Consider the following 9,960-nt stretch of genomic DNA (forward strand, 5'->3'; position numbering starts at 1 on the left):
AGTTCTGAAATCCCTCCGGGGAATCCCCGTCGCTTTAGCGCGGGGAGTAGTCAAAGACTCAACTGATAATAGATGCGATCGCGCGGGGGGTGGGTTCCACCACTAATCACATCTAAGGGCGAGAAGATTTATCAACTCGCCCTCTGACTCTGACCACAGTAGCTATGAATCCTAACCGGACAATTTTCGGTATATTTAATTTAAGCCGATTCGTGCTGGCGTCGCCAAGCCGGATGCCAGAGAACCTCTGCAGTTGACCGTTTTTCCACCATTTCCTTAGTAATCACACAGCGGTTAACATCCTTGCGGGAGGGTAACTCATACATTACCTCTAACATTAGTTCTTCCAAAATCCCGCGCAACGCACGAGCCCCTGTTTTACGTCGGTAGGCTTCTTTAGCGATCGCAATTAAAGCATCAGGTTCAAACTCCAAAGAGACATTATCCATTTTCAGCAGTTGTTTATACTGCTTAACCAAAGCATTATGAGGCTCAGTCAAGATTTTCACCAGCGCCTCCTCATCCAGAGGTGAAATCACAGTCAGGACTGGAACCCGACCGATAAACTCAGGAATCAAGCCAAATTTCACCAAATCTTGAGGTTCCACATTTTGGAGAACTTCCGTCGTGTCCACAGATGTTTTCTGCACCTCTTCTCCTGGCTTAACACCTGGTTGAATAAAGCCCAGGGACTTTTTACCCATCCGTTGTTCAACCAGCTTATCGAGACCCACAAAAGCACCGCCGCAGATAAACAGAATCTTGCTCGTATCAATTTGGATAAAATCTTGATAGGGGTGCTTCCTTCCCCCTTGGGGTGGCACATTAACCACAGTTCCTTCTAAGATTTTCAACAGAGCTTGTTGTACCCCTTCCCCAGAAACGTCTCGGGTGATAGAGGTATTTTCACTTTTGCGGGCAATTTTATCAATTTCGTCTATATAGATAATTCCCTGCTGTGCTGCTTCGATATCAAAATCAGCTACCTGTAGCAACCGCAGTAGGATATTTTCTACATCATCTCCCACATAGCCAGCTTCTGTCAGCGTAGTAGCATCAGCCACCGCAAACGGAACATCGAGGAGTTTAGCCAAAGATTCTGCTAGGAGAGTTTTACCACATCCAGTCGGTCCCATTAGTAGAATATTCGATTTCTGTAATTCTACCTGCTCGTCGTTATAGCCTTGTGTTTCGTCAAAGTCTTGATTGCTCATGTTTCCCGCATCTACACTAAGACGCTTGTAGTGGTTGTAGACTGCCACTGATAAGACTTTTTTGGTATTGTTTTGGCCAATGACGTGCTTATCCAGGTACTGTTTGATTTCCACTGGCTTAGGAAGTTCTGTTAGGGGTGTTAGTCTCGGCTGGGAAGGAGATGGTCTAGTTTCTACACCTAGACCCGGTTGTGGTTTATTTCCAGCCCTTTCTGAAAACTCTTCTTCCAGGATTTCATTACAAAGTTCCACACACTCATCGCAGATATAGACCCCGGGGCCTGCGATTAACTTGCGAACTTGTTCCTGAGATTTGCCACAAAAAGAACACCGTAAATGGGAATCATACCTGGACATATTTAACCTTATTGTCGATGGTTTCTAGCTTTTTGGGGGAAAAATCAATCTAAAAATTCAGTTATTTTTCCCCTGTTGGGTTTTCTAGCCGTTTTTTGGTCTACCTTCAACTTAACATTTAATCATGCTAGGGTGGTAGCTAATACTGTTAAAAGATGTTGCTAACTATTTGACCAGCCAACAACCAAGCTCAACAGGGATGGGTTGACAGGTGGGGGTAAATTATGATATATTTTGCAACCCCGATCATCTTTCATGATAACAGAGGTCAATTGAAAAAGCAACCCAGGTCCTGCTCCCAGGGTCAACTCACGCGCTGATTGATAATTAACGATCGCGTAAAACTTTTAATAGAGTCGTCATGGTGTGAGGTAGGGGGGCGATCGCTTCTATTAATTCCCCTGAAGTGGGATGCTGTAGCGTCAGTTTCCAGGCGTGGAGGGCTTGTCCGGGGAGGTTGACTCCCACGGAACGACCTTTTCCATAGACGCGATCGCCCACGATAGGATGACCAATGCTGGCGCTGTGAACGCGAATTTGGTGGGTGCGACCTGTCTCTAGTTCAAATTCTATCAAAGTGTAGTTTCCCAGGCGTTCCTTGACTTTCCAGTGCGTGATAGCGCTACGTCCGCCTTGGTGTTGGGGTACAATTGCCATTTTTTTGCGATCGCTTGGGTGGCGACCTATAGGCTGGTCAATGACACCGGAGGTAGTTTTCGGGACACCATAGATGATCCCTAAATATTGGCGGCGGGCGGTTTTGGCTTGAATTTGCGCTTGTAGGTGTTGGTGGGCGTGGTCAGTTTTGGCGATCGCGATCGCTCCTGTGGTATCTTTATCTAGGCGATGAACTATACCCGGACGCTGTACGCCGCCAATACCAGCTAAGGTTTCACAATGGGCTAATAGGGCGTTGACTAGCGTATCATTTTCGTGTCCTGGGGCGGGATGAACTACCAAGCCAGCCGGTTTATTTATGATGAGTAGTTCTTCATCTTCATAGAGTATATCTAGGGGGATATTAGTAGCCTTTAATTCTAACGGAATGGCTGGCGGGATTTCCACTTGAATGCGATCGCCAATTTGAACTGTAGCCTTTTTAGACGTACAGGGCGAATTATTTACCCAAACATGACCCGACGAAATTAAGGCTTGCAGACGAGACCTAGACAACTGGTGTACCCTTTCTGATAACCACCTATCCAGGCGTTGATTTTCCTCATCTTTATCTTCGCAAATTAATTCAATAACCATAGATGTTTACAATTGACTCTCTGTTTCCACAATAATATCCCATCTTTCTAATGTTGTGCCTAAAATTCGGTCTAATTCAGTTAACGAGTTGAGGTAGTCAATTTTGGCATTTAATTCCGCATTTTGAGCGTTGACTAAATCATCTTGAAACCGGACTAAATCGACTACAGAAGTATTACCCACACCTAGCCTAATCTTTTCTTCCTCATTATTTAGTTCCTGTCTCCTAAATTCTGTCAACTCTTGAGCCAACTCTAATTTTTGATAATTATCCCGAACATCACGCACAGCATTGGCTACATTAATATCAATTTGTTGTCTCTCTTCTAGTAAATCATTTTGGGCTTGTATTAGACTAATACGACGGCGCTCAAACTCTTGTTCTATAGTGCGATCGCCCAATTCTTTGCTAAACACAATTCCCGCCCTTAATTCCGTTCTATCTTCTACAATATTCGGTGAGGGATTATGGCGAATTCCTGTATCCAAGTCAATCTGCCATCGTCGATTATTTTCCGCTATAATTAAAGCGGTTTCTGCCTTTTCTATTTCTAGTTTAGCTTGTAAATAATCCGGTCTATTGACTAAGGCGATTTCTCGAATTTCCTGCAATTCTGGCATTTCTAGTTCATCCAAATCTATTTGGACAGCCACCGGAACAATATCTTGCTCTAAATCCAGAATATTCAATAATGCTAATTGTTGTCTTTTCAGGTTATTTTTAACATCTAAAAGGCTAATTTCATTATTTTTAACTCCGCGTTGGGCGGGAATTAACTCAATAGCCGGAAGACGACCTACATCAATTAAAAATTGAGTATTTTCTACTTGTTGTTGAGAGGAAGCCAAAGACTGCACTTGAATTTTGACCCTTTCCTGGGCTTGGATTAAATTTCGATAAGCTAAAATAACTTGGGTGATTTGGTCAATCAAAGTATTCTTGAGGTTTAAAATATTAATAGCTTCATCAAGGCGAGCAATTTTTATCGACGCTTGATTTACGGCGATTCCACCATCTCTTAAAAGGGGTTGTCGGAAGGATAATTCTAAATTCTGTCTTAATCTATTTTCCGCATTAAAGCTGCTTCCTTGTCTCTCGCCGCGACCTGTCCAGCCCATATTTAACTCTCCCCCTGTGGGAATTTTTATCACCATTTGAGCGCCTAAAACTAACCCTGATGTCATAGAAAGACTTTGTCCCCCCTGCCGAATATCTTGCCATTCAATTGATAAATTGGGGGTAAACTCTGGAGCAAATTTATCCTCCGCTACTTGTAAATCTCGACGCTGTATAATTCTTTCTAGGTACTGGTTTTTAATGTTTCTATTATTGGAAAGAGTGAGAAAAACCACATCTGGTAGGGTTAATTTCACAGCATTATCTTGATTTTCTGGGATAAACTGGGGAATTTCTGGGGAGGGTGTACGTTCATTGGTGGGGGAGTTAATCAGGGGTTGAGATTGGCTAAATTGGGGGGGAATTTCTATGCCATCTAACCAATTATCTAAGCTATTGTTGACGCGGTATTCTGCTGATTTGGGGAGGGTGGCGGCAATGGTTTGTCGGGGTTGGGGGTTAGCGATCGCCTTTTGATTGCTATCTCTTTCTAACGAAGATTCTGGCGAGATAATCTGTAAATTGGGTTCAGTTTGCGAGGGTTCATTTTCTAGTTTGAAGGGAGAGAACCTGGCTATATTCCCCATAATTTGGGGGAGTTTAACCCGAGTTTTTTCTGTCCTATGATTATCTAAATTAATGCTGGGATTGGGTGACGTTTGGGGAAGGTCGGGAGGGGTTAGTAATGGCGTGTTACGGGAGGCGTTAGCTTGGGTAACTGGAGGAGTTTCTAAGCTGACAGCCAGGGTAATACATAAACCTGATGTGGCGATCGCAATTAGTAAAAATCTCAGCCACCAAAGGCGATCGCTCATTGTAGATGGTTCGGGATTTTTATCCATAATTACTGTCCCTTTAATGCTTTCACTGGGTCTAGTTTACTAGCGCGGAGCGCCGGAAAGAACGCCGCCCCTACCCCCACTAATACCGAGGAACTCAGGGCGATTATAGCAGTTTCGTGGTCAAATTCGTATGGTAAGTTAAACTGTTCTGTAACTACTATAGTCGCGCCGTGAACAGTGGCGATCGCTATAGTTCCACCCATTAAACTCAAAATCCCCGCCTCTACAATAAACTGTAGCATAACATCGAGTTGTGTAGCTCCAATAGCTCGTCTTAATCCAATTTCTGGGGTACGTTCAATCACAGAAGCAATCGTCACATTAGCAATTCCCACCCCTCCCACAATTAAAGATATTGCACCTACAACTAGCAACGCTTGGGAAACTGATTCCAGAGTTTTCTGTTGTTCTAAAATATCGTTAATATTTTGCCAACCTCGATATTCTTGGGTGGGAATTCGTTGTTGTAAAAGGGCGATCGCTTGCTGTTGTATTTTATCTATTTCTTCTAGGCGTTCTACTCCCACAGTGATATTATGTAAATGACGCGCTCCCGTCGCCGCCGCGTCTAATGGTAGAGGTATCAGCAATAAACCCTGTTGACCAGACCGTGATGATATTTCTCTAGTTTCAGTAACCCCCACTATGGTATAAGGTCGATTTTGAATATACACTGATTGGTTAATCGGGTCAATATTTCCAAATAATTCAGTTGCCAAAATTTCATCAACGATAACCACAGGTCGATATTGCACAAAGTCAGTTGTATTAAAAAAACGACCTTTAATCATGCGCCTACCAGAGGTTATTTGATATTCCAAAGAAACAGCTAATTTCGATTCTGGATTAACACTGCGATCCTGAAATAAAACCGAATTAATCCACCAAGCACTTCTTTGACCAGCAATGGCAGTTACACCCGTTAACCTACTCTGTAAAAACTCTAAATCACTAAGTGTCAAACCCTGAAATTCTACTCCCCGTCTCCAGGATGGAGATAATCTAATTACTGGCGATTCTCTGGCTGCAATTTGTTTAGCAATTACTGACTCCGAAATATTCCTAACTTGTAGAGTAGCCGTAACTGCTGCTACTCCCATAAATACCCCGATCGCTGACAGAGTAGACCGAAGAGGATTACCCATTAAAGACTGACAACTTAAACCGAATAAATTGAATGTAGATAAACTCATGCTAATCTCCTTTTAAGGCTTGTACTGGTTCAATTTTGCTGGCGCGAATCGCGGGAAATAGGGCTGAACTTACACCAATTATTAGTGATGATGTTAGGGATAATTTAGCGGTATTATAGTCAATTGTATAGGGTAAATTAAATCGTTGACTCACCATAATAGTGACTCCGTGAACTGTGGCTATAGCTAAAATACCAGCCCCTAAACTGATGATAACTACTTCTAGAATAAATTGTAGCATAATCTCAAAACGAGTCGCTCCTATGGCTCGTTTTAAACCGATTTCAGGTGTTCTTTGAATAACTGCAGCAATCGTCACATTAGCGATACCCACCCCACCCACTAATAGGGCGATGATACTGACCACTAATAATGCTTGGGAAATAGATGCTAAAGTTTCTCTTTGTTCTAGAATGTCTGTAATGTTTACCCAATCTCCATATTGTTGAGTGGGTATACGTTTTTGTAAAATAGAAATCGCTTGTGTCTTGATTTGATCAACATTGTCTAAATCTTGAATACCAATCATCAACTCGTCAAGCTGTAAATTTCCGGTAATTGCCATATCTAACGAAAGGGGAATCATTAATAATCCTTGTCTTTGCATCGACGGAAAAATATCTTTGCTTTCAATCACTCCAACAATGGTATAGGGTCGATTTTCAATATAAACTCTTTGATTAATAGGGTCCATATTATCAAATAAATGATTCGCTAATACGTCATCGACAATAGCCACTGATAAATATTGCTCTACATCAGTGGAATTAAAAAAACGTCCCTTGATAATTCTGCGTCCAGAAACTTGCTGATATTCTGGAGTAACAGCAATGGCGACTTCAGGATGTCCCGTGCGGTCTTGAAATTGCACAGAATCTATCCACCAAACAAACCTTAATGTCATCACTTTGGTGATACCTTGTAAATTATTATTAAGAAACTCTACATCATCCATAGTAAAAGATTGTACTTTACCACTTTGATGGTCAGATATCCACAGGTATAAAATCGGAGATTCCCGTTCATTCATCTGTTGTTCAATGACCGCTTCCGAAATATTCCTAACTTGCATAGTTGCTGTGACTACAGCGACTCCCATAAATACCCCGATCGCTGACAGAGTAGACCGGAGAGGATTACCCATTAAAGACTGACAACTTAAACCCAATAAATTAAAGATAGATAAACTCATGGAATTATTTGATGATAATGATTAGGTATAATCCTTAATTAACGATGATAAATTTATTGAGGTTCATGGACAATAACTTTACCTGGTTCTAAGGTTTGGTTAAAGGGAGGCGAAATCACTAAATCTCCTGAATTTAAACCCGAAGTAATTTCTACTTGTAGCAATCCTTCTAGTCCCAGGGTGACAGGCTGCTTTTGAGCCGTATTATTATCGTCTAATACCCATACATAGCGAGAGTCTCTATCTCTTTGGATTAATTCGGTATTCAGCACCACAACATTTTCTCGTTGATTTAAGACAATTTCTACACTAACTGGACTCCCTGGAATTAAACGTCCAGTGGGTCTATCTAATTTAACAGTAGCAAAAACCGACGCTTGTCCTGAACCTGAGTCTTGATTTCCTTCCGACTGTCTGGTGGCGAGATCAACCTGGTCTACTCGTCCTATAAATACTTCAGGATTAGGCCCTATTTCCGTAATCCGGGCTAGTTGATTTTGTCTAACTTGAACAGCGTTAAGGGTTGATAATTGCAGCCTAACGATTTCCTGATTAGGGTCGCCTAATGTGATTAAATCGTGACCGCGATTCAGTCCATCTCCCGCTTTAACATTGATATTAAGTACCACTCCATTAATAGGAGATGTAATCACAAAATTTTGTAATTTCAGTGCTTCCTCTTGATATTCTATTTGTAGGCGTTCTAGTTCACTGAGGCTTTGTCTCAAAGTGGTTTTAGCCTGTCTTAGCCTAATCTCAGACTCTACCACGGGGGAAGTGTTAACTGTAGTAGAAACCGTGATTAATTCCGCTTTAGCTGATGCCAATTCCATTAAGGTAGTATTAAGGTCATGTTTGGCGTTTCTTAACGCGGTGGTTTGCTGACGAACACTTTCTTCTCCCCCTTCAATTTCTTGTTGTGCCACAAATCCTCTTTCCAGTAGTTCTCGGCTGCTGGCTAATTTTTCCTCAGCCGCCGCTAATTCTATCTCCGCCTCTTCCACTTTTTGGCGATTCCGATTAACCTGGGATTCAAGTCTCTGAATTGTTAAATCTTTGACGGCTTTTTTGGAGGCTAATTCTTGCTGATATTGTGCTTGGTCAATTTGTAACTGGCGTTGAGCGGCGGCTAGTTGTTCTTCGGCTTCGGTTACTTCTTGGCGATGGCGTTCTACAGTAATTTCCTGTTTTTGGATTTCTAGCTGTTTTTTCTGTAAAATCGTTTGTTGGTTGGGGTTGCGTAAACTGATAAGTTGTTGACCCTGAGTGACGCGATCGCCTACTTGTACGAAAATATTTTCAACCGCACCATCTTCAGGAGATTTAATGCTACGCTGTCCGCCTAGTTCTAAAATTCCCCCTTCATTAATGCGGTTTTCTACATCTCCGAGTTTTACAGGAATTACCTCGGCAGAAATGGGCGCTGGTGGTCGATTTTGGATGAGATCATAACCCAAAACTCCACCCACTCCGACCACAGCAAAGACGGCGGAACCCACGAGCCATTTGAGACCCCGCTGATAGGCTTGTTTGGCAGGATAATCTACAATAGACACGGTATAAAAGTTGCTATTTCAGCTAACCTATAGTAGTTGGCAATCGCTTTTGAGGTGTTTTCCAGCATCATCGATGTAACCATTAGCTCATCGATAGCCTAATTAAGATATGATAGCAAACTAACACTGTCTGCCCCAAAGAAAACCGGGTTATGTCCCCGACACACTGTAGTATATAGCAGTTAATATAGCCGTTAGGCGTCCTCTCGCGTCAGGTTAACTTGTCCACCAGGAGTAGTCTGAGGGGACTGTGTTATCAGTGGTTAAGGCTCCTACCTGCTTTTTTTGTGATTTTGTTCAACGGGATCAATATGTACAAGAACTTGGACAATGTTCCGCCCATGACCAGCGAAGATATCCCGGAAGCGATTCGAGATACTCCCAACTCCGATCATAGTACCCTTGGTAAGTCTCAGCGATCGCCAAAATTTTGGCAGTGGTTAGCCCTGGGTATAGTGGCCTTTGTAGTGGCTCTCGCCCTTAACTACCAATTTGGGATTTTGGTCGTCGATCGCACCTCTGTTAACCTGTCAGCATCAGAAACAACTGATGCTATGCAACCCCCACCAACAACTAACCCACTACCCACACCATCCGTCATCCCTAACCAAGTTTCCCAACTACCAGTTAACCTTCTGGGACATCTTCCCTATGAGGAAGCCCCCGAGAGTGAACTGAAAAATATTACCGCTGATGGTGTGATCAGGTTACGTCGCGCCGCCGCTTATGCCTTTTTGGACATGACTGATGCAGCCAGAAGAAGCGGAATTATTTTGGTTCCCATATCTGGGTTTCGGGGTTTGGAAGATCAGGAATTTTTGTTTTTTGACATCAAAGCCCAAAGGGGACAAGTCCCCAGTCAACGCGCCCAAGTAAGCGCCCCTCCTGGCTACAGTGAACATCACACCGGCTATGCTATTGATGTGGGCGATGCTAACTTTCCCGATACCGATCTGAGAGAGACTTTTGATCAAACTCCCGCTTTTAAATGGCTAGTCGATAATGCCGCTTTCTATAGTTTTGAGCTATCATTTCCCAAAGATAACCCCCTCGGGGTGAGTTATGAACCGTGGCACTGGCGTTATGTGGGCGATCGCCATAGTTTGGAAACCTTCTATAAAGCGCGGTCTATAGATGTTGCGTCTCCCTCTGACCTAGTGAACGGTGACAATTGATAATAAGTCAGCACCCCCGGCTGAAGCACGGGGGCTTCGTGCCCCCCGCTTTCAGGTAGT

The 9,960-nt window shown here is 43.0% G+C and carries 7 protein-coding genes; 1 reads left to right on the plus strand and 6 read right to left on the minus strand.

What is annotated here, in order from left to right; translation table 11 throughout:
* Positions 1 to 200: 200 nt before the first annotated feature.
* The 6 genes from clpX to P5683_RS19650 form a co-directional block, all read right to left on the minus strand.
* On the minus strand, positions 201 to 1,571 hold the full coding sequence (gene clpX / locus P5683_RS19625; protein ID WP_315638966.1) for an ATP-dependent protease ATP-binding subunit ClpX: 1,371 nt from the start codon (positions 1,569 to 1,571) through the stop codon (positions 201 to 203).
* Between the two features lie 327 nt (positions 1,572 to 1,898).
* A complete protein-coding gene (locus P5683_RS19630; protein WP_315644821.1) occupies positions 1,899 to 2,825 on the minus strand; it encodes an RluA family pseudouridine synthase in 927 nt (308 codons plus the stop codon).
* A gap of 6 nt (positions 2,826 to 2,831) precedes the next feature.
* Positions 2,832 to 4,784, minus strand: coding sequence for a TolC family protein (locus P5683_RS19635; protein ID WP_315644822.1), 1,953 nt, complete (start codon positions 4,782 to 4,784; stop codon positions 2,832 to 2,834).
* A 2-nt stretch (positions 4,785 to 4,786) separates the two neighbouring features.
* On the minus strand, positions 4,787 to 5,977 hold the full coding sequence (locus tag P5683_RS19640; protein ID WP_315638971.1) for an ABC transporter permease: 1,191 nt from the start codon (positions 5,975 to 5,977) through the stop codon (positions 4,787 to 4,789).
* 1 nt (position 5,978) lies between these two features.
* Complete coding sequence (locus tag P5683_RS19645; protein WP_315638973.1) at positions 5,979 to 7,169, minus strand: ABC transporter permease; 1,191 nt, start codon at positions 7,167 to 7,169, stop codon at positions 5,979 to 5,981.
* A 53-nt stretch (positions 7,170 to 7,222) separates the two neighbouring features.
* Positions 7,223 to 8,725, minus strand: coding sequence for an efflux RND transporter periplasmic adaptor subunit (locus P5683_RS19650; RefSeq protein ID WP_315638974.1), 1,503 nt, complete (start codon positions 8,723 to 8,725; stop codon positions 7,223 to 7,225).
* A gap of 341 nt (positions 8,726 to 9,066) precedes the next feature.
* On the opposite strand from P5683_RS19650, the gene P5683_RS19655 reads away from it, so the two are divergent.
* Positions 9,067 to 9,900, plus strand: coding sequence for a D-alanyl-D-alanine carboxypeptidase family protein (locus P5683_RS19655; protein ID WP_008050154.1), 834 nt, complete (start codon positions 9,067 to 9,069; stop codon positions 9,898 to 9,900).
* Positions 9,901 to 9,960: the final 60 nt, after the last annotated feature.

Source organism: Limnospira sp. PMC 1279.21 (assembly GCF_032349615.1).
GTDB classification, from domain to species: Bacteria; Cyanobacteriota; Cyanobacteriia; order Cyanobacteriales; family Microcoleaceae; genus Limnospira; species Limnospira fusiformis.